Origin of the sequence: Antarcticimicrobium sediminis, assembly GCF_004348975.1 — a bacterium.
Taxonomy (GTDB): Bacteria; Pseudomonadota; Alphaproteobacteria; order Rhodobacterales; family Rhodobacteraceae; genus Antarcticimicrobium; species Antarcticimicrobium sediminis.
On record NZ_SMFP01000003.1, the window covers coordinates 91,129 to 108,688 of the forward strand.

Sequence of the window (17,560 nt, forward strand, 5' to 3'; positions counted from 1 at the left end):
GGTCAGGCGCCGAAAGCGTTCTCGACGATCTCAAAGGCCCCGCGCCGGTCCACCAGCGCCACATCAAACCGCGCCCCGGTCAACTGGCCGGCGGGTTCGTCCTCAAGGAATTCGCTTGCCGCCGTATAAAGCCGTTTCATCTGCCGCGCGCCAAGCCGGTCAGCGGCGGTGGCAAAGTCCCGTGCCGATTTCACCTCGACAAAGATGACGTCGGCCCCCTGTCGCACGATCAGGTCAATCTCACCGCCCTTGCCGCGCCAGCGCCGCCGCGCGACGGAAAACCCGCGCCGCTCGTAATCCTGCGCGATACGCGCCTCCGCTGCCTCCCCCGACAGATAGGCCCTCAGGCCCCGGTCCCGCCGATCCGCCCCCCGTCGTGCCGCAAAGCCTTGCATGACATCACCTTTTCGCCAGTTTCAGCGCCAACTGATAGACCTCGCGCCGCTTTTGCCCGTGCATCCGGGCCACGAAATCGGCGGCATCCCGAACAGAGTGGTCTTCAAGCGCCGCGCGCAGGTCATTTTCTATGTCAGAAGCACTAACAGTCGGTAAATGCCCACGATCCACCAGAATCACGATTTCGCCGCGCGGTGGATCTTCGGCGGCCTGCTCTGCCAGCTCTGCCAGCGAGCCGCGGCGGACCTCCTCGAATTTCTTGGTCAGTTCACGGCACAGCGCGGCGGGCCGTTCGCCGCCCAGAACCTCGGCCATGTCAGCCAGACTCGCGGTCGCGCGTTTGGGGGATTCGTAAAACACCAGCGTACCGGGAATATCTCGCAACGCCTCCAGCCGCGTCCGCCGCGCCTGGCTGGCATTGGGCAGGAACCCTGCGAAAAAGAACGCATCGGTGGGCAGCCCGCCCAGAGTCAGTGCCGCCAGCGCCGCCGAGGCCCCCGGCGCGACGGTCACCAAAAATCCGGCCTCGGAGGCGGCGCGGCTCAGATCGTAGCCGGGATCGGCGATCAGCGGCATCCCCGCCTCGGAGGCGTAGGCGACCGAGCGCCCCTCGCCCAGCGCCGCCAGCAGCCGCCCCCGCGTGACGTCTCCGCTATGATCATGATAGGCAACGATCCGGCGCCCCTCCAGCGGCACGCCGTGAATCTCCATCAAGTGGCGCAGGCTGCGGGTGTCCTCGGCGGCGATCACATCGGCCGAGGCCAGGATATCCAGCGCCCGCAACGTGATGTCGCGCGCCGTCCCGATCGGGGTCGCCAGGAAATACAGCCCCGGAGACAAACTGACTTTTTGGTGATTCACGCTGGACCCGACCTTTCAGACGTTTATGATCCTGATCGATTGACATGCGGAGCCATACCGCCGGATCAGGGAGTTCGTTTCGTTATGTTTGCCGTTTTCACCACCGCCCGCAAGGCGGCGCTTGCCCTTCTCGCCCTGACCGCAGCCGCGCTGCTATCGTCCTGTGATACCACCATGGTGGGCGGCGGCGGGGGGCCGTCGATCAATACCTCCAAACCCGTGCCCGTCGCCCTGCTGGTGCCTAAAGGCTCCGGTCATGAAGGCGACGCGATCCTGGCGCAAAGTCTGGAGAACGCGGCGCGTCTCGCCATCGCCGATCTGCAGAACGTCCAGATCGACTTGCGCGTCTACGACACCCGGGGCGACGCCGCAACCGCCGCCTCTGTCGCTTCGCAAGCGGTGAGCGAAGGCGCGCGGCTTATCCTTGGTCCGGTCTATGCCGAGACCGCCAACGCCGCCGGTCATGCCGTGGCGGGGCGCCAGATCAACGTGCTATCCTTCTCCAACAACCCCACCATAGCCGGCGGCAACGTCTTTGTGCTTGGCCCGACCTTCGAGAACACCGCGCGGCGGCTCTCTGGCTATGCCGTGCGTCATGGCAAGGGCAATATCGTGATCGTGCACGGCACCGACGTGGCCGGTCAGGTCGGGCGCAATGCGATCCGCACCGCCATGGCCGAAACCGGCGCGCGAGAGGTCGGCGCAGTCGGCCATGAGCTGTCGCAGCAAGGGGTAATCAACGCCATCCCCGCAATTCGCGACGCGGTTCAGACCCAGAGCGCCGACGCGGTCTTTCTCACCGCGACCACCGCCGGGGCGCTGCCGCTGTTGTCGCAACTCCTCCCCGAGGCGGGCGTGTCCCCGGTGACGACGCAGTACATCGGCCTGACCCGCTGGGATATCCCGTCGCAGACGCTGGCGCTGCCGGGGGTGCAGGGCGGCTGGTTCGCGATGCCCGACCCGGTGTTGTCGCAGCAGTTCCGCGACCGCTATGCCCATACCTATGGCGGCCCGCCGCACCCGATCGGCGGTCTGGCCTATGACGGTATCGCCGCCATCGGCGCACTGGTGGGCGCCGGGAAATCCGACGCGCTGACTGGCGCCGCCCTGACCCAGAATGCCGGTTTCAAGGGCGTCAGCGGCATCTTCCGCCTGCGTCCCAACGGCAGCAACGAACGCGGCCTCGCAGTGGCCACGATCCAGAACAAACAGGTGGTTGTGATTGACCCTGCCCCGTCAAGCTTCTCCGGCGCCGGATTCTGATCCGGCCCCGGGTGCCGCCAGCCGCCAAGCTGGCGCCCTGCCGGCGCCGTCCGGCCCGCTGATCTGCGATGAGAACGTCATTTTCGACGCAGTTTCCGTGCGCGTGCAGATCGACGCTGCAGCCTCGGCCACCACGGATCCGGCGAAAATGCGGGCCGAAACCGTGCGCATTCTTCGCACCGCGCAGGAGGAGGGGCGCGCAGCCATCGCCGCCGCCTTTGAGGAACAGCCCTTTGCCGCGCGCCCGCTGACACGCTCCTATACCTACCTGACCGACGGGCTGGTCACCTCGGCGTTGCATCTGGCGACGGCCCATCTGCACCCGCTGCCCAATCCGACAACAGCCGAACAGATCGCGGTGATCGCCGTGGGTGGCTATGGCCGGGGCGAAATGGCACCGTTTTCGGATGTCGATCTGCTGTTCCTGACCCCGTCCAAGATCACCGCCTGGGCCGAGAGCGTGATCGAATCCATGCTCTATACCCTGTGGGACATCAAGCTGAAGGTCGGCCATGCCAGCCGCACGATCCGCGATTGTATCCGGTTGGGCCACGAAGATTTCACCATCCGCACCGCCCTGCTGGAGCATCGCTTTCTCGCTGGCCACGGGCCGCTTGCCAAGGAATTGAACACTCGGCTGAAGAGCGAGTTGTTCTCGGACGGGGCCCGCGCCTTTATCGAAGCCAAACTGTCAGAACGCGAAGCGCGCCATCGCAAACAGGGCGAACGCTATGTGGTGGAGCCCAACGTCAAAGAGGGCAAGGGCGGGTTGCGCGACCTGCAATCGCTGTACTGGATCGCCAAATACATCCACGGGGTGCAGAACACCGCCGAGCTGGTGCCTCTGGGCGTGTTTCACCCCGACGAGTTCGACCGCTTTGTCGAGGCCGAGGATTTTCTCTGGGCGGTGCGCTCCCATATGCACCTGATCACCGGACGACCGACCGAACAGCTGACCTTTGATCTGCAGGTCGAGGTGGCCGAACGCATGGGCTATCGCGACCGGGCCGGGCGACGCGGCGTGGAAGTCTTCATGCAGCGCTATTTCCGCGAAGCGACGGCGGTGGGCGATCTGACCCGGATCTTTCTGACCAAGCTTGAGGCGGTCCACCTCAAGAACGAACCCTTGCTGGAACGGATCTTTCGCCGCCGCCCCCGGGTGCGCGCGGGCTATCAGGTGATCAACAATCGCCTTGCCGTTTCCGACCCCGAGGCATTTCTCGCCGACAAGGTGAACCTGCTGCGGCTGTTCGAAGAGGGGCTGCGCACCGGCATGTTGATCCACCCGGACGCGATGCGTCTGGTCACCGCCAATCTGCATCTGATCGACGACGAGATGCGCGCCGACAAAGAGGCACGGCGCATCTTTCTCGACCTGCTGCTCAAACATGGCAATCCGGAACGCGCGCTGCGCCGGATGAACGAGCTTGGCGTGCTTGCCGCCTTCCTACCGGAATTCGAACCGATCGTGGCGATGATGCAGTTCAACATGTATCACAGCTATACGGTGGACGAGCATATCATCCAGTGCATCGCCCAGCTTGCCAAAATCGAACGCAACGAGCTGACCGAATCACTTCCGATCGCGTCGAACATCCTTGAACAGGGCGTGAACCGTCGCGTGCTTTATGTGGCGCTGCTGCTGCACGACATCGCCAAGGGCCGGCCCGAGGATCACTCGATCCTTGGCGCGAAGATCGCGCGCGACGTCGCGCCGCGGCTGGGTCTGAGCAAAAGCGAAACCGAAACCGTGTCCTGGCTGGTGCGCTATCACTTGCTGATGTCTGACATGGCGCAGAAACGCGATATCGCCGATCCGCGCACGGTGCGCGATTTCGCCAAGGCGGTGAAGACGGTCAAACAGCTGGATCTTTTGACCGTGGTTACCGTGTGCGACATCCGCGGCGTCGGCCCCAACGTCTGGAACAACTGGAAAGCGGCGCTGATCCGCGCGCTCTATCGTCAGACCCGCCGTGCGCTTGAGACCGGGATGGAGGATCTGACCCGCGAAAACCGGGGGGCCGAGGCCAAGAAGGCGCTGCGCGACGCCCTGCCCGACTGGCCGAAATCCGTGCTCAAGACCGAAACCGCGCGCCACTATCCACCCTATTGGCAGGGGCTGCACCTCACCGCCCATGTGGATTTCGCCGAGATGCTGCGCGAACTGGAGCAAAAGGGCGACCCGTCCGAGATCCTGATCCGCCTGCACCCCGACGAAGACCGCGACGCTACCCGTGCCTGTTTCGTGATGGTGGATCATCCCGGCATCTTTGCCCGCATCGCCGGCGCGCAGGCGCTGGTCGGGGCGAACGTGGTCGATGCGCGCAGCTACACGACCAAGGACGGCTATGTCACCGATGCCTTCTGGATTCAGGATTCCGACGGTCATCCGTTCGAGGCCGATCGCCTGCCGCGCTTGACCCAGATGATCCGCAAGACGCTGCGGGGCGAGGTGATGGCAGGCGAGGCGCTGAAATCGCGCGACCGCATTCGCAAGCGCGAAAAAGCCTTCAACGTGCCGACCCATATCACCTTCGACAATGACGGCTCCGAGATCTACACCATCATCGAGGTCGACACCCGCGACCGCCCCGGGCTGCTGTATGATCTGGCGCGCGCGATGGCTGCGGCCAATGTCTATATCGCCAACGCAGTGATCGCGACCTATGGCGAACAGGTGGTGGACAGCTTTTACGTCAAGGACATGTTCGGGCTGAAATACCACTCCAAGGCCAAGCAGAAATCGCTTGAGGCCAAGCTGCGCAAAGCCATCACCGAAGGGGCCGAGCGCGCGGAAACCTAGACGCGGCGGCCCTTTTCCGCGCTGGGCAAAGCGGGTAAGCCTGCCGGGAAACAGTCAGAAAGAACGCCCCGTGCCAACCCCAGCCCGTGTGAGTGCAGGATGAAACCGATCCGCCTGATGGCCGGGTTCTTTACCGTCGGCGTCTGGACAATGGCCAGCCGCGTGCTGGGCTTTGTGCGTGACGCGATGATCCTTGCCCTGCTGGGCACCGGCCCGCTGTACGAGGCCTATGTCGTGGCCTTCCGGCTGCCCAACCTGTTCCGCCGCTTCTTTGCCGAAGGCGCCTTCAACATGGCCTTCGTGCCGATGTTCTCGAAGAAATTCGAGAACGACCAAGATCCGCAAGGCTTTGCCGAGGACGCGTTGAGCGGGCTGGCCAGCGTGTTGATCGCGCTGACGCTGCTGGCGCAGCTGGCGATGCCGTGGATGATCTTTGCCATGGCCAGCGGGTTCAGCGGTCAGGCCCGGTTCGACCTGTCGGTCGAATTTGGCCGCATCGCCTTTCCCTATGTGCTGTTCATCTCACTGGCGGCGCTGTTCTCGGGCATCCTGAACGCCACGGGGCGGTTCGCCGCCGCTGCCGCCGCGCCGGTGCTGTTGAACGTGATCCTGGTCTCGGCCATGGCGGCGGCGCATTGGCTCGGCGGCGACGTGGCGCGCACGCTGATCTGGGCGATCCCGGCGGCCGGCGTGGCCCAGCTGGCGCTGGTCTGGTGGGCCTCGGCAAAGGCCGGCTTTGCGCTACGCCCGCGTCGTCCGCGCTGGACCCCCGAACTGGCACGACTGGTGCGCATCGCCGTGCCTGCCGCGCTGGCAGGCGGTGTGGTGCAGGTGAACCTGTTGGTCGGTCAACAGGTGGCCAGTTATTTTGATCGTGCCGTGGGCTGGCTCTACGCCGCCGACCGGCTCTATCAGCTGCCGCTTGGCGTGGTCGGCATCGCCATCGGCGTGGTGCTGCTGCCGGATCTGTCGCGTCGGCTGGCCGCCAAGGACGAAACCGGCGGGCGGCACGCGTTTTCCCGCGCTGGCGAGGTGTCGCTGGCGCTGACCATTCCGTCAGCCGTGGCGCTGATGGTGATCCCGCTGCCGCTGGTTGCGGTGCTATTCCAGCGCGGCGAGACGACCGCCACCGACAGCGCCGCCATCGCGCAGGCAGTGGCGATCTATGGGCTCGGCCTGCCCGCCTTCGTGCTGCAAAAGATCCTGCAACCGCTGTTCTTCGCCCGCGAAGACACCACGACACCGTTCCGCTATGCGCTGGTGGCAATGGCGTTGAATGCCGCCGCCGCCATCGGGCTCACGCCCGTTCTCGGCTGGCTCGCCCCCGCGATTGCCACCACCGCAGCGGCTTGGGTGATGGTGCTGCTGCTGGCGCGCGGCGGGCGACAGTTCGGCGACGTCGCCCGCTTCGACGCCCGCTTTCGCAGCCGCATCTGGCGCATCTGCCTTGCCGCCGCCGTGATGGGGGCCGTGCTCTGGGCCACGGCGCGGGCGCTGGAGACGGCGCTCAACACCGGCGGGCTGCGCTATCTGGCGCTGTTCGGGCTGGTGACGGTGGGCATCGTGGTCTATTTCGCCACCGCCCATGTGATCGGCGCGGTGCGGCTTTCGGACTTCTCCCGCTCCCTGCGCCGCAAAGGCTGAAGCTGGGGCTGACTTTCGCAAAGATGTCACATGGGACAGCGGCGCGAAAATCCGCTAATATCCCTCGCTGCAATCGCTGAGTCTCGAAAGGAAAGCGTCATGCTCCATAACGAAGGTACCCTGGACCGCGCCCTGCGCATCATCGTCGGTCTGATCCTCCTGTCGCTGATCTTTATCGGCCCCAAAACCATGTGGGGCCTGGTCGGGTTGATCCCGCTGGCAACCGGGCTGTTGGGCTGGTGCCCGCTGTACCAGATCCTCGGTCTCAAGACCTGCCCGATGAAAAAGTGATCTGCGAAAAAGTGATCTGAACTGCATCGCCAAGCGCCCTGCAACCGCAGCGTTTGAGCGCGCAGTTTGAACCGACCGCCCGGCGGCAACGCCGGGCGGGGTCGGCCTCAATCGTGCCGGATCCGCCCGCGTATCCGCGCCCAGCCGCCGGGCGATACGAAGATCGACAGCGTAAAGCCGGTGGCGAAACCGCCCAACTCGGCAACCCAGTCGGGGCTGCCGCCAAAGATCAACCCGAACACCAGTTGAATGCCCATCAGCATCGCGATCAGCGAAAACGCCCGCGTCTGGTTCGCCCCCACCGCGCCAAGCCGCCGCCACAGGATATAGGTGAACGCCCCGATCAAGCCGTAGACGGCGGGAAACCCGCCGATCAGCGGCATCGGATCGTTCAGCAGCAGCGCATAGATCAACGCGCCACCAATCGCCGACACCAGAAAGATCGCCAGCATCGCCAGACTGCCGAACACCTCGGCCACCATCTTGCCCATCGCCAGCACGAAAACACCAACGAACAGCGCATGGGTGAACGAGGTATGCACGAACGAATAAGAGACAAAGCGCAGCAGATGCGCGATCGGCCATGTTCCATTGCGCCACATCCAATCAAAGATCTCGCCCGAGAACGCATAGGTCTGGATCGCGGACAGCCGCCAGCCCACCGCGGCGGGCCCGCCAATGATGCCGCGCGCCCCGAGGAAAAACGTAACCTCGATCCCCATGATCACCAGAAACAACGCCGCCACCACCGGGGGCAGCGGGTTCACCGCCCCATTATGCGGGTCTTGCTCCATGATCCGGTCTCCTTGCCTGCCTGACTGCCGGTGCCGGTTGACGGCACCTGAGGGCATGGGTAAGCGACACAGGTCCATTTATCCAGACGGGAGTTCGCACGATGACCGAGACTACGTTCACGCCGCGGGTGTTTTCCGGGATCCAGCCCTCCGGTAACCTCCACCTCGGCAATTATCTCGGCGCGCTCAAGCGGTTCGCTGATGCGCAGAACAAGGGCATCGAGTCGATCTATTGCATGGTCGATCTGCACGCGATCACCGTCTGGCAAAATCCCGCCGATCTGCGCCGCGCCACGCGCGAACTTTGCGCCGGGTTCATCGCCTCCGGCATCGACCCGGAAAAATCCATCCTCATCAACCAAAGCCAGGTGCCCGAACACGCCCAGCTTGCCTGGGTGTTCAACTGCGTCGCGCGCATGGGCTGGATGCAGCGCATGACCCAGTTCAAGGACAAGGCCGGCAAGAACACGCAGGACGTCTCGCTGGGGTTGCTCGCCTACCCCTCGCTGATGGCCGCTGACATCCTGATCTATCACGCCACCCATGTTCCGGTGGGCGAGGATCAGAAACAGCACCTTGAACTGACCCGCGACATCGCCGCCAAGTTCAACCACGACTATGGCGTTGATTTCTTTCCGCTGACCGAACCGGTGATCGAAGGTGCCGCAACCCGGGTGATGAGCCTGCGTGACGGCACCAAGAAGATGTCGAAATCCGATCCCTCGGATGCCAGCCGGATCAACCTGACCGACGATGCCGACACCATCGCCAAGAAGATCCGCAAGGCCAAGACCGACCCCGAGCCGCTACCCGACAACACCGATGCGCTGGACGACCGGCCCGATGCCCGCAACCTCGTCAACATCTATGCCGCGCTGGCCGACACCACGGTGGAACAGGTGATCGCGGATCATGCCGGGCAGAACTTTGCCACCTTCAAACCGGCGCTGGCCGATCTGGCCGTCGCCAAGCTGTCGCCGATCACCAAGGAAATGAGTCGCCTGATGGGCGAGCAGGACGAGATCGACCGCATCCTGACCCGTGGCGCCGAGCGGGCCCGCGCGATCACCGCCCCGATCCTGCGCCAGACCTATGACATCGTCGGCATGGTCGGCCCGGTCGAGATCTGATCCGCCCCCTTTTACTGACCGAATGACACGGCCCGGACGTCTTTTACGTTCCGGGCCGTTTTCTGTACCGGCCCCCTCTCCCCTTTTGCGCGCGCCCGTGCCGCCGACCGCCCCGCGACATCAGGGCTCTAGACCTTCCCCCGTCTTGTTCTTAGTGTCCGCCGGCAGACTAGGAGAACGACATGGCCACCGGCACAAACATCCGCACCTATTTCAATGGCACTTGGCACAACGGCGACACCCCGATCATCAGCGCGGCCGATCACGGCGCTTGGCTCGGTTCGGGGGTCTTCGACGGGGCGCGCCTGTTCGAGGGGATGACCCCGGACCTTGATCTGCACTGCGCCCGCATCAACCGCTCGGCCAAGGCAATGATGCTCAAGCCCACGATCGGCGACGAGGAAATGGTGGAGATCGCGAAAGAGGGGCTCAAGGCCTATGGCCCCGACTCGGCGGTCTATATCCGGCCGATGTACTGGGGCATCAACGGCGATGAGTCTGCGCTGGTCCCCAAGGCTGACGAGACCGGATTTGCCTTGTGTCTGGAAGAAATCCCGATGCCCGCGCCCGAGGCCGGCACCACCCTGACCCGCACCCGATTCCGCCGCCCGGTTCTGGAAAACGCGATCTGCAACGCCAAGGCCGGCTGTCTTTATCCCAACAACGCCCGGATGCTGGTCGAGGCGCGCTCCAAAGGCTTTGCCAATGCGCTGGTCGCCGATGCCACTGGCAACGTCGCCGAGACCGCCACCGCCAACGTCTTCATGGTCAAGGATGGCGAGGTGTTCACGCCGATTTCCAACGGCACCTTCCTGGCTGGCATCACCCGCTCGCGGCACATGAAGAACATGCGCGCCGAGGGCATGACGGTGCATGAGACCGTGCTGACCTTCAAGGATTTCGAAGAGGCCGACGAGATCTTTCTCTCGGGCAATTTCAGCAAGGTGACCCCGGTGACCGCCTTTGAAGAAAACCGCTACCAGATGGGTCCGGTAACCCGGCGCGTACGCGAGATGTACTGGGACTGGGCCGCCTCGACCCGATAGGCCAAGAGTCGCCGCGCTTGCCTGACATATCGGCATCGGGCATCATCCGCGCCGAGGAGAGACCCTGTATGCGCAAATTTCTGGTCGTTCTGGACGACAGCCGCGAATGTCTGAACGCCATGCGTTTTGCCGCCATGCGCGCCGCCCATACCGGGGCGGGCGTGATGATTCTTTCGGTGATCCCGCCGGAGGAATTCAACCACTGGATCGGCGTCGGCGAGGTCATGCGCGAAGAGGCGCGGGACCGCATCCACGCCCATTTCGAGGTCTTCGCCAAGTGGATGCGCGACAAGCAGGGGGTCGACCCCGAACTGGTGATCCGGGAAGGCCAGTCGGTCGAAGAGATCATCGCGCAGGTGCAGGAAGACCCCAGCATCGGAATTCTGGTGCTGGGCGCGGGCACCGGACGCAAGGGGCCGGGGCCCTTGGTCACCCAGATGAGCAAATCCGCCGGCAGCCTGCCGATCCCGATCACCATCGTGCCCGGCGACCTGAGCAAGGAAAAGCTTGAGGCGATCACCTGACGCCCCCTCCCCCGGATCTTTCGGGAATGCCGGCCTCTCAACCGTCTTAGAACCGTTCCAAACCTTGACGTATCGCGGTCGCAGACGCATATAAGGGACAACCCAGCAAAGGTGCATGTCAGATGTTCATCCAGACCGAATCGACCCCGAACCCGGCGACACTGAAATTCCTGCCCGGCCAGACCGTGCTGGAGGCCGGCACCGCCGATTTTGCCTCGGCCGAGGCCGCCGCGAATTCCCCGCTGGCCACCCGCATCTTTGCCGTCGATGGCGTCACCGACGTGTTCTTCGGCAATGATTTCGTCACCGTCACCAAGGCCGACAGCGTCGAATGGGACCACATCAAACCCGCGATTCTGGGTGCGGTGATGGAGCATTACCAGTCCGGTGCCCCAGTGATGGAAGGCGCGGACGACCCGGCCTCGGGCCATGCCGACTTCAGCGGCGAGGATTCCGAGATCGTCGGCCAGATCAAGGAGCTGTTGGACAGTCGCGTGCGCCCCGCCGTGGCACAGGACGGCGGCGACATCACCTTCCACGGGTTTGAGCGCGGCGTGGTCTATCTGCATATGCAGGGTGCCTGCGCGGGCTGTCCCTCGTCCACGCTGACCCTGAAGATGGGCATCGAAAACCTGTTGCGCCACTACATTCCCGAAGTGATCGAGGTGCGCCCGGTCTCGGTCTGATCCGCAGACAGGCCAGCGGCATGACACACGTTCCCCTGATCCTGTCCTTTGACACCTCGGCCGCGCATTGCGCGGCCGCCTTGCTGTCGGGCAACCAAATTCTGGCGAGTTGCGGCGAGGATATGGGCCGGGGTCAGGCCGAACGGCTGTTTCCCTTGCTGGAAGAGCTGCTGGCCGGGGCCGGTGTGACATGGGGTGATCTTGCCGCCATTGCCGTCGGCGTCGGTCCGGGCAATTTCACCGGCATCCGCATCGCCGTCTCTGCCGCGCGTGGGTTGGCGCTGGGGCTGAAGGTTCCGGCGATCGGCGTCTCCTGCTTCGATGCGCTGCGCGAAGGCACCGCCGAACCGGTCCTGACCACCGTCTCTGCCCCTCGTGGCGCGGTCTATCTCGGCCCGCCCGATGCCACGCCCTTGGGGCCGGTGCAACCGGGTGAGATCCCTGCGCCCCTGCTGCACAGCGGTCTGTCCGTAATCGGGGCCGAGGCCGAGGCGTTGGCGCATCTGACCGGCGGGCGCGCCCTGCCCCCGGTTTATCCGATGGTCGAGGCCATTGCCCGCGCCGCCAGCCGCCGTGTCCGCCCCGACGCGCCGCTGCCGAAACCGCTGTATATCCGCTCTGCCGACGCCGCCCCCTCGCGCGAGGCACCGCCGGTCCTGCTGGACTGATGCCCACAGCGACATCCGCCCTTACGCCCGAGGATATGGCTGCCACCCATGCGGCGGCCTTTACCCAATCGCGCCCGTGGCGGGCGGATGAATTTTCCGCCCTGATCCAACTACCCGGCTGCTTTGCCACCGGGGACGCCGCCTGTTTCGCGCTGGTCCGGGTGATCGCCGATGAGGCCGAACTTTTGACCATCGCCACCGCCCCCGCCCAGCGCCGCCAAGGTCGCGCGCGGATCTGCATGGCGGCATGGATAGCCGAGGCGGCCACGCGCGGCGCAACGCGGGCCTTTCTTGAGGTGGCGCATGACAACCCCGCCGCGCTCTCGCTTTACGAGACGATGGGGTTTCATCGCAGCGGCTTGCGTCGCGGATATTACCCCCGCACCGGGGCCGAAGCTGCCGATGCCGTGGTCATGTCGCGCCCACTTCCCTGAGGTCAGCGTCGGAAATCCTGAACCCGATGGTCAAAAGCGGGTTGACCGTTTGCACCTGCTGCGGCCTAAATTGACAGGTCAAGACATTCGGCGTGCCCATTTGCTGTCCATCCGGACCGGCGGCCTGCCGCAATCAGAAAAAACCAACCGGGAGTATAACGATGACCCTTTTGAAATCCCTGATGGGGGCCGCCGCCGCAATGGCCCTGAGCGCGGGCGCCGCACTGGCCGAACCGGCGCTGATCTTCGACCTTGGTGGCAAATTCGACAAAAGCTTTAACGAGGCGGCCTTCACCGGGGCGCAACGCTGGGCCGATGAGACCGGCGGCAGCTTTCGCGAGATCGAACTACAATCCGAGGCCCAGCGCGAACAGGCCCTGCGCCGCTTTGCCGAGGCCGGTGCCAACCCGATCATCACCATGGGCTTTGCCATGGCCGACCCTCTCAGCAATGTCGCCCCGGATTATCCCGACACCAAATTCGTCGTGGTCGATGTGACATGGATCAAGGGCGACAACATCCGCCAGCTTGGCTTTGCCGAGCATGAAGGCTCCTATCTGGTCGGGATGCTGGCCGCGATGGCCTCGAAATCCGGCACCGTCGGCTTTATCGGCGGGATGGATGTGCCGCTGATCCGCCACTTTGGCTGCGGCTATGCGCAGGGGGTGAAAGCGGTCAACCCGGACGCCAAGATCATCGCCAACATGACCGGGACGACCCCGGCGGCGTGGAATGACCCGGTCAAGGGCTCGGAATTGACCAAGGCGCAGATCAGCCAGGGCGCCGATGTGATCTATGCCGCCGCCGGCGGCACCGGCGTGGGCGTATTGCAGACCGCCGCCGACGAGGGGATTCTGTCGATCGGGGTGGACAGCAACCAGAACCACCTGCATCCGGGCAAGGTGCTGACTTCGATGCTGAAACGCGTCGATGTTGCGGTCTATGACGCCATGAAAGCAGGCAACGACGTGGAACCCGGTGTCTTTGTGCTGGGTTTGGCCGAAGATGGTGTCGGCTATGCGCTGGATGACAACAACGCTGCGCTGATCACCCCGGAAATGAAGGCTGCGGCGGACAGCGCGCGCGACAAGATCATCAGCGGTGATATCAAGGTCACCAGCTATTACGAAAACGACAGCTGCCCGGTTCTGGACTTCTGATCCGGACCCGACACACAGGCGAACGGGCCGTGCGACGTTTCCCGCACGGCCCTTGTTTTCTGCGGGGGCCTTATGAGCGATACATCACCAGCCATTGAACTGCGCGGCATTTCCAAGGCGTTCGGGCCGGTGCAGGCCAACAAGGACATCTCGATCCGGGTGATGCCGGGCACGATTCACGGCATCATCGGTGAAAATGGCGCCGGAAAATCGACGCTGATGAGCATCCTCTATGGTTTCTACAAGGCCGATGCGGGCGAGGTTTTCATCAACGGCCGCAAAACCGAGATCCCCGATAGCCAGGCGGCCATTTCCGCCGGCATCGGCATGGTGTTTCAGCATTTCAAACTGGTCGAGACCTTCACCGTGCTGGAAAACGTCATTCTGGGTGCCGAGGAAGGGCGGCTGCTGCGCCCCTCGCTGGCCCGCGCGCGCAAGGTGCTGGCCGAATTGGCGGTGGAATACGAGCTGAACGTCGATCCAGACGCGCGCATCGACCAGATTGGCGTCGGGATGCAGCAGCGGGTCGAGATCCTCAAGGCGCTCTACCGGCAGGCCGATATCCTGATCCTTGACGAACCCACCGGCGTTCTGACCCCGCCCGAGGCCGACCACCTGTTTCGCATCCTCGACAACCTGCGGGCCGAGGGCAAGACCATCATCCTGATCACCCACAAGCTGCGCGAGATCATGGACATCACCGACACCGTCAGCGTGATGCGCCGCGGCGAAATGACGGCAACCGTAAAGACCGCCGAGACCACCCCCGAGGAGCTGGCCGAGCTGATGGTGGGCCGCAAGGTGCTGTTGCGGGTGGACAAGGCCCCCGCGACCCCCGGCAAGATGGTGCTGGAGGTCAAGAACCTGCGCGTGCGCGACGATCAGCGGGTGGAACGCGTCAAGGGCGTCGACCTGAACCTGCGCGCCGGTGAAATCTTGGGCATCGCCGGGGTGGCGGGCAACGGGCAATCCGAACTGTTGGAGGTGCTGGGCGGCATGCGCCCCGCTACCGGCACGGTCACGCTGAACGGTACCACGCTCAAGTTGGAGGGGCGCGGCTCGGACGGGCAGTCGCGGCGGGCGGCGGGCATCGCCCATGTGCCCGAGGATCGCCAACGCGAAGGGCTGATCATGGAATTCCACGCTTGGGAAAACGTCGCCTTTGGCTATCACCACGATCCGGCCTTTTGCCGCGGGCCGTTGATGGTGAACGCCGCGCTGGTCCGCGACACCGAGGCGAAGATGGAAAAATTCGATGTGCGCCCGCCAGACCCGGCGCTGGCGGCCAAGAACTTCTCGGGCGGCAACCAGCAGAAAATCGTGGTGGCGCGCGAGATCGAGCGCAATCCCGATCTTCTGCTGGTGGGCCAACCCACGCGCGGGGTGGATATCGGCGCGATCGAGTTCATTCACAAACAGATCGTCGCCCTGCGCGATCAGGGCGCGGCGGTGCTGCTGGTCAGTGTCGAGCTGGATGAAATTCTGGCGTTGTCGGATCGTATCGCGGTGATGTTTGACGGTCGCCTGATGGGCGAACGCCTGCCCGATCAGACCGATGAACGTGAACTGGGCCTGTTGATGGCCGGTGTATCGGGGGCGGCAGCATGAGGCGCATGAAAGCGACACGACCTGACTTGATGTGCCTTTCTAGCCTGGGGCGCGTAGCGACCCGGGCTGCGCCCGCCCGCCCCCATGGCGGGCGCATTCGCGCCCACCCGGGCGGCCGCAGCCCTTATCACGGGGCTGACCTCCCCTGCGGGATGCCAAACACGCCTGTTCGAAAGGCCCGCTGATGGACAAGATGCCGAAATGGGCCGATGTGGTCCTGATCCCTTTGATCAGCCTGATCCTTGCCGCCGCGCTGTCGGCGCTGGTGATCCTTGGCATCGGAGAAGACCCGGTTGCCGCGGTCAAGATGATGGTCTCTGGCGCACTGGGCTCGACCTATGGCTGGGGCTATACGCTGTATTACGCCACCAATTTCATGTTCACCGGGCTGGCCGTCGCGGTCGCCTTTCATGCCCGTCTGTTCAATATCGGCGGCGAAGGGCAGGCAATGCTGGGCGGGTTGGGCGTGGCGCTGATGTGCCTTTATGTGCCTTGGCCGCACTGGTCGCTGGCGCTGATCGGCGCCACCACGCTTGCCGCGCTGTTTGGCGCGGCCTGGGCGATGATCCCGGCTTGGCTACAGGCAAAGCGCGGCAGCCATATCGTGATCACCACCATCATGTTCAATTTCATCGCCTCGGCGGTGCTGAACTATGTTCTGGTCAACCTGATGCGGCCAAAGGGGTCGATGGACCCGGCCACCGCCCGGTTCCCCGAGGCGGCGCATCTGCCGACCCTGCATGATCTTCTGGCCCCGCTCGGCATCAGTTTTTCCAAGGCCGCCCCCGCCAATGTCAGCCTGCTGGTCGCCGTCGCGGCCTGTATCCTCGTCTGGTTGCTGATCTGGCGCACCCGTTTGGGATACGAAATCCGCGCCTATGGCCACTCCGAGACCGGCGCGCTTTATGCCGGGATCTCGCCGGTCAAGATCACCATGATCACCATGCTGATCTCGGGCGGACTGGCCGGGATGATGGCGATCAACAACGTCATGGGTGAGGCCGAGCGGTTGGTGCTGAACGCGACCGAGGGCGCGGGGTTCATCGGCATCGCCGTCGCGCTGATGGGGCGCAGCCACCCGTTCGGGGTGTTCCTTGCCGCGATCCTGTTCGGTTTTCTCTATCAGGGCGGGGCCGAACTGGCGCTGTGGACAAGCATCCCGCGCGAGCTGATCGTGGTGATTCAGGCGCTGGTGATCCTGTTCACCGGGGCGCTGGACAACATGGTGCGGATGCCGCTTGAAAAGCTGTTCCTGTCGCTGCGGAGGGCGCGCACATGATGGACCTCATGACGCTGATCCCGGTGCTCGACAGCACGATCCGGCTGTCGACACCGCTGTTGCTGGCCTGTCTGGCCGGGCTGTTTTCCGAGCGCGCCGGGGTGTTCGATATCGGGCTTGAGGGCAAGATGCTGATGGCGGCCTTCTTCTCGGCTGCCATTGCCTCGGTCACCGGCTCGGTCTGGCTGGGGCTACTGGCCGGGATCGCGTCCTCGATGGTGCTGGCGGGGCTGCACGGGCTGGCCTCGATCACCTTTCGCGGCAACCAACTGATTTCCGGCGTGGCGATCAATTTTCTCGCCGCCGGGATCACCGTGCTGATCGCGCAGCACTGGTTCCATCAGGGCGGGCGCACCCCCTCGCTGATCGGTGCCGGACGCTTTTCCCCGATCGAGCTGCCATTGGCGGGCCCGCTTTCCGGCGTGCCGGTGCTGGGGCCGGTCTATAGCGATCTGCTGTCGGGGCATTCGGTGCTGGTCTATATTGCCTTTCTTGCTGTGCCCGCGACGTGGTGGGTGCTGTATCGCACCCGCTTTGGCCTGCGCCTGCGCGCGGTGGGGGAAAACCCGGCGGCGGTGGATACCTCTGGCGTTTCGGTCGTCGGGATGCGCTATGCCGCCGTCGCCATCTGCGGGCTGTTGTGTGGGATCGCCGGGGCCTATCTTGCCACCGCGCTGCAAGCCGGGTTCGTCAAGGATATGACTGCCGGGCGCGGCTTTATCGCGCTGGCGGCGCTGATCTTCGCCAAGTGGCGGCCTTGGCACGCGATGTGGGCCTGCCTGCTGTTCGGCTTTCTGCAGGCGGTTGCCCTGCGCTATCAGAACATCGACATCGGCGGCGTGGTGATTCCCGTGCAGGTGATGGACGCGCTGCCCTATATCCTGACGGTGGTGATCCTGGCCGGGTTCGTGGGCAAGGCGATCCCGCCCCGGGCGGGCGGTGAACCCTATGTGAAAGAACGCTAATCGCGGCC

The 17,560-nt window shown here is 64.4% G+C and carries 17 protein-coding genes; 14 read left to right on the top strand and 3 right to left on the bottom strand.

The window, feature by feature from the left end; translation table 11 throughout:
• Positions 1-2 precede the first annotated feature (2 nt).
• Both E1B25_RS05960 and rsmI read right to left on the bottom strand, forming a co-directional pair.
• Positions 3-395 (bottom strand): YraN family protein, encoded by a 393-nt coding sequence (locus E1B25_RS05960; RefSeq protein ID WP_132827849.1) that lies wholly within the window; start codon positions 393-395, stop codon positions 3-5.
• Between the two features lie 4 nt (positions 396-399).
• Positions 400-1,257 carry a 16S rRNA (cytidine(1402)-2'-O)-methyltransferase gene (rsmI, locus tag E1B25_RS05965; RefSeq protein WP_132827850.1) on the bottom strand — a complete coding sequence of 286 codons (858 nt, stop codon included), beginning with the start codon at positions 1,255-1,257 and terminating at the stop codon, positions 400-402.
• A gap of 84 nt (positions 1,258-1,341) precedes the next feature.
• Between rsmI and E1B25_RS05970 the strand changes: the two genes are divergently transcribed.
• The 4 genes from E1B25_RS05970 (at position 1,342) to E1B25_RS05985 (ending at position 7,258) form a co-directional block, all read left to right on the top strand.
• Positions 1,342-2,520 (top strand): penicillin-binding protein activator, encoded by a 1,179-nt coding sequence (locus tag E1B25_RS05970; protein ID WP_132827851.1) that lies wholly within the window; start codon positions 1,342-1,344, stop codon positions 2,518-2,520.
• On the top strand, positions 2,480-5,323 hold the full coding sequence (locus E1B25_RS05975; protein WP_132827852.1) for a [protein-PII] uridylyltransferase: 2,844 nt from the start codon (positions 2,480-2,482) through the stop codon (positions 5,321-5,323). Before E1B25_RS05970 ends, E1B25_RS05975 begins: the two co-directional genes overlap by 41 nt.
• Before the next feature lie 99 nt (positions 5,324-5,422).
• Complete coding sequence (gene murJ / locus E1B25_RS05980; RefSeq protein ID WP_132827853.1) at positions 5,423-6,967, top strand: murein biosynthesis integral membrane protein MurJ; 1,545 nt, start codon at positions 5,423-5,425, stop codon at positions 6,965-6,967.
• A gap of 99 nt (positions 6,968-7,066) precedes the next feature.
• On the top strand, positions 7,067-7,258 hold the full coding sequence (locus tag E1B25_RS05985; RefSeq protein ID WP_132827854.1) for a YgaP family membrane protein: 192 nt from the start codon (positions 7,067-7,069) through the stop codon (positions 7,256-7,258).
• A 107-nt stretch (positions 7,259-7,365) separates the two neighbouring features.
• On the opposite strand, the gene E1B25_RS05990 is transcribed toward E1B25_RS05985, so the two are convergent.
• Positions 7,366-8,052, bottom strand: coding sequence for a rhomboid family intramembrane serine protease (locus tag E1B25_RS05990; RefSeq protein WP_132827855.1), 687 nt, complete (start codon positions 8,050-8,052; stop codon positions 7,366-7,368).
• 101 nt (positions 8,053-8,153) lie between these two features.
• On the opposite strand from E1B25_RS05990, the gene trpS reads away from it, so the two are divergent.
• From trpS to E1B25_RS06040, 10 genes are all read left to right on the top strand, one after another.
• On the top strand, positions 8,154-9,182 hold the full coding sequence (trpS, locus tag E1B25_RS05995; protein ID WP_132827856.1) for a tryptophan--tRNA ligase: 1,029 nt from the start codon (positions 8,154-8,156) through the stop codon (positions 9,180-9,182).
• 182 nt (positions 9,183-9,364) lie between these two features.
• Positions 9,365-10,228: a branched-chain amino acid aminotransferase gene (locus E1B25_RS06000; protein ID WP_132827857.1), complete on the top strand. Its 864-nt coding sequence runs from the start codon at positions 9,365-9,367 to the stop codon at positions 10,226-10,228.
• Positions 10,229-10,296: 68 nt separating this feature from the next.
• Complete coding sequence (locus E1B25_RS06005) at positions 10,297-10,752, top strand: universal stress protein (RefSeq protein WP_132827858.1); 456 nt, start codon at positions 10,297-10,299, stop codon at positions 10,750-10,752.
• A gap of 122 nt (positions 10,753-10,874) precedes the next feature.
• Complete coding sequence (locus tag E1B25_RS06010) at positions 10,875-11,438, top strand: NifU family protein (RefSeq protein WP_132827859.1); 564 nt, start codon at positions 10,875-10,877, stop codon at positions 11,436-11,438.
• 20 nt (positions 11,439-11,458) lie between these two features.
• Positions 11,459-12,106 carry a tRNA (adenosine(37)-N6)-threonylcarbamoyltransferase complex dimerization subunit type 1 TsaB gene (gene tsaB / locus E1B25_RS06015; RefSeq protein ID WP_132827860.1) on the top strand — a complete coding sequence of 216 codons (648 nt, stop codon included), beginning with the start codon at positions 11,459-11,461 and terminating at the stop codon, positions 12,104-12,106.
• Entirely contained in the window at positions 12,106-12,540 is a 435-nt protein-coding gene (locus tag E1B25_RS06020; RefSeq protein WP_245510623.1) for a GNAT family N-acetyltransferase, read from the top strand. Before tsaB ends, E1B25_RS06020 begins: the two co-directional genes overlap by 1 nt.
• Before the next feature lie 161 nt (positions 12,541-12,701).
• Complete coding sequence (locus E1B25_RS06025) at positions 12,702-13,700, top strand: BMP family lipoprotein (protein WP_132827861.1); 999 nt, start codon at positions 12,702-12,704, stop codon at positions 13,698-13,700.
• Positions 13,701-13,772: 72 nt separating this feature from the next.
• Positions 13,773-15,308 carry an ABC transporter ATP-binding protein gene (locus E1B25_RS06030; RefSeq protein ID WP_132827862.1) on the top strand — a complete coding sequence of 512 codons (1,536 nt, stop codon included), beginning with the start codon at positions 13,773-13,775 and terminating at the stop codon, positions 15,306-15,308.
• Positions 15,309-15,492: 184 nt separating this feature from the next.
• Positions 15,493-16,587, top strand: coding sequence for an ABC transporter permease (locus E1B25_RS06035; protein WP_132827863.1), 1,095 nt, complete (start codon positions 15,493-15,495; stop codon positions 16,585-16,587).
• Positions 16,584-17,552, top strand: a complete 969-nt coding sequence (locus E1B25_RS06040) for an ABC transporter permease (protein WP_425358921.1) — start codon at positions 16,584-16,586, stop codon at positions 17,550-17,552. The genes E1B25_RS06035 and E1B25_RS06040 overlap by 4 nt, the downstream gene beginning before the upstream one ends.
• The last annotated feature ends 8 nt before the right edge of the window (positions 17,553-17,560 follow it).

What these genes read in the sequence shown, in the direction of transcription:
- E1B25_RS06025 (WP_132827861.1), top strand. Translation starts at nt 12,702, where the DNA reads ATGACCCTTTTGAAATCCCTGATGGGGGCCGCCGCCGCAATGGCCCTG.
- E1B25_RS05960 (WP_132827849.1), bottom strand. Translation starts at nt 395, where the DNA reads ATGCAAGGCTTTGCGGCACGACGGGGGGCGGATCGGCGGGACCGGGGC.
- murJ (WP_132827853.1), top strand. Translation starts at nt 5,423, where the DNA reads ATGAAACCGATCCGCCTGATGGCCGGGTTCTTTACCGTCGGCGTCTGG.
- E1B25_RS06040 (WP_425358921.1), top strand. Translation starts at nt 16,584, where the DNA reads ATGATGGACCTCATGACGCTGATCCCGGTGCTCGACAGCACGATCCGG.
- E1B25_RS06030 (WP_132827862.1), top strand. Translation starts at nt 13,773, where the DNA reads ATGAGCGATACATCACCAGCCATTGAACTGCGCGGCATTTCCAAGGCG.
- E1B25_RS06005 (WP_132827858.1), top strand. Translation starts at nt 10,297, where the DNA reads ATGCGCAAATTTCTGGTCGTTCTGGACGACAGCCGCGAATGTCTGAAC.
- trpS (WP_132827856.1), top strand. Translation starts at nt 8,154, where the DNA reads ATGACCGAGACTACGTTCACGCCGCGGGTGTTTTCCGGGATCCAGCCC.
- E1B25_RS06020 (WP_245510623.1), top strand. Translation starts at nt 12,106, where the DNA reads ATGCCCACAGCGACATCCGCCCTTACGCCCGAGGATATGGCTGCCACC.
- tsaB (WP_132827860.1), top strand. Translation starts at nt 11,459, where the DNA reads ATGACACACGTTCCCCTGATCCTGTCCTTTGACACCTCGGCCGCGCAT.
- E1B25_RS06010 (WP_132827859.1), top strand. Translation starts at nt 10,875, where the DNA reads ATGTTCATCCAGACCGAATCGACCCCGAACCCGGCGACACTGAAATTC.
- E1B25_RS05970 (WP_132827851.1), top strand. Translation starts at nt 1,342, where the DNA reads ATGTTTGCCGTTTTCACCACCGCCCGCAAGGCGGCGCTTGCCCTTCTC.
- E1B25_RS05985 (WP_132827854.1), top strand. Translation starts at nt 7,067, where the DNA reads ATGCTCCATAACGAAGGTACCCTGGACCGCGCCCTGCGCATCATCGTC.
- E1B25_RS05990 (WP_132827855.1), bottom strand. Translation starts at nt 8,052, where the DNA reads ATGGAGCAAGACCCGCATAATGGGGCGGTGAACCCGCTGCCCCCGGTG.
- E1B25_RS06035 (WP_132827863.1), top strand. Translation starts at nt 15,493, where the DNA reads ATGGACAAGATGCCGAAATGGGCCGATGTGGTCCTGATCCCTTTGATC.
- E1B25_RS06000 (WP_132827857.1), top strand. Translation starts at nt 9,365, where the DNA reads ATGGCCACCGGCACAAACATCCGCACCTATTTCAATGGCACTTGGCAC.